Source organism: Brunnivagina elsteri CCALA 953, assembly GCF_002289455.1.
GTDB classification, from domain to species: Bacteria; Cyanobacteriota; Cyanobacteriia; order Cyanobacteriales; family Nostocaceae; genus Brunnivagina; species Brunnivagina elsteri.
In genome coordinates this window covers 4,981-6,772 of record NZ_NTFS01000358.1, presented here as the reverse complement: position 1 = coordinate 6,772, position 1,792 = coordinate 4,981, and the positions used below count along the sequence as shown (strand labels likewise).

The 1,792-nt window shown below is 36.0% G+C and carries 2 protein-coding genes; both read right to left on the bottom strand.

The features are described 5' to 3' along the window. Positions 1 to 741 (bottom strand): peptidylprolyl isomerase, encoded by a 741-nt coding sequence (locus CK510_RS23695; RefSeq protein ID WP_095724019.1) that lies wholly within the window; start codon positions 739 to 741, stop codon positions 1 to 3. A gap of 743 nt (positions 742 to 1,484) precedes the next feature. Continuing rightward, the coding region (locus tag CK510_RS23690) for a DUF4114 domain-containing protein (protein WP_143289411.1) at positions 1,485 to 1,792 on the bottom strand (308 nt) is incomplete at its 5' end.

The window sequence follows — 1,792 nt, the reverse complement described above, 5'->3', positions numbered from 1 at the left end:
TCAAAACTTGCCATTTTGCTCTTGCATTTGTGCTTGTAACCAAACATTAAAACGTTCATTCAGTAATCGCTGAACCATAGAACTATCTAACTTCGCAGGCAGCAATTTTTCCAAACGCATTAATACTACCCACTCCCCAATTTGCGTTGGTGGAAGCAACTGCTGTGGTTGAACACTAGACAAAATTTTTGCCATAACTGGATGGATTGATTGTAACTCCACAGGTCCAACTAAACCATCCGTTTCCACCTCTACACCTTGGGAATATTCCTGTGCTAGTCGAGCAAAAGATTGTTCTCCCTCAGAAATACGAAAATACAACTCTTGAGCCAAAGCCATATCATTTGTACGCAACAAAGAATAAATAACCCTGTCGAGTTGAGACTTCCGTTGGTGAAAATATGCCTCTAAATCCCCACTCCAAGCAGTTTTTTTAAACTTTTCTATCTTTAATTGCCGAATTGCAATTCCATCCAATTGCTCTGAAGTTAAACCATTTTGCTGCAACCAATTTTGACGTTTAGCATCAGAATCAAACTGGTATTGTTGAGCAATTTGTTCAATCGCAAGTTTTTCCTCTTCTTCCGTACACCTTATTTCTGCGATCGCACTATCTATCACCAATTCTCTTAACAGTTGTGGCAACATTTGGTACTGTGCCAGCACTTGCATCATTTCTTCTGATGTCAGTGTGTTTAGACTCGATAAATGAGTAGCTGTTTGCTCTAGAACAGGGAACATATACTTGGAAAGAAAGTTATATTACTCAAGATTCTCCCAGAAAAATACCCATAGAAGGTTACGAAAAGGTTATTAATTGATTGATTTTTAATTAAGCGATACATTCTCTATTCAAAAAGTATTCGAGAAAACAACTATTAAATCTCTTCCTTCCCTCATTCTTAGCCCTCTCCGCTTCTTGGCGGTTTAATCCTCTAATCATCAAAATTTGCTATTGAAATACTAGTACAAAACTTAAAAATAACCAACCAGAATATTCTGAATTTAACCTTATCGCAGTAAACACATAGACGACGTAATGTCAACCTAAAATATTAAGTTTAGTAAATTTTACCTTGATTTTGCATACAAAAATTTACCTTGTGACGTAGGCTTATTTATTAAAAAAGATTAAGTTCCAAATTATTTCTACGATTTAGTAAGCTTTTCAGACTTTAAAAAAATTCAATAACTAAAAAATTAATATACGTCGCCAAAGATTTTGACAAACTACATAATAGCAGAAAACCTTATTAATTGGTAAAAAATTGAGAATAGTGTCAACTAGTTGAGGAATTGTAACGGAATATTTTGCAAGTGTTAAATTTTGTAATTCATAAAAATCGCAGTAATAGCAACTAACCAATAACACTAGCTTATGCTTGTTCAAAAACAAATAGATTCCAAGAAGCTGGGAATTAGGAATCTAAAAAGATGGGAAAAATTTTGGTTTGCTATAAAACAACGGTTCACTTATGCGATCGCTATTTTGCCAGACTCAAGTTCATCTTGACGATTACATCATTAAAATCACCATCTCCACCACCAGCTAAATCTTCAAATCCCCAGGTGTTATTACCCAACAGACGAATATGGTCAACGCGATCGCTATTGGAACCTAAGAATGGGAAGTAAACGGTGGGATTATTGTTAGGGTTGCTGTCTGTGAGTTCACCCAAGCTACCATTAACAATAATCATGGGAGCCAGTATCGAACCGGGAGCGATTATTGCTGAACCAGTTTGGATGCCTTGGTTATTAGCAGCAAATTTCACAGCTTGTCCAGTGCTGG

Bases quoted from the DNA above. Each gene is read 5' to 3' on its own strand.
- CK510_RS23695 (WP_095724019.1), bottom strand. From the start codon at position 741: ATGTTCCCTGTTCTAGAGCAAACAGCTACTCATTTATCGAGTCTAAAC.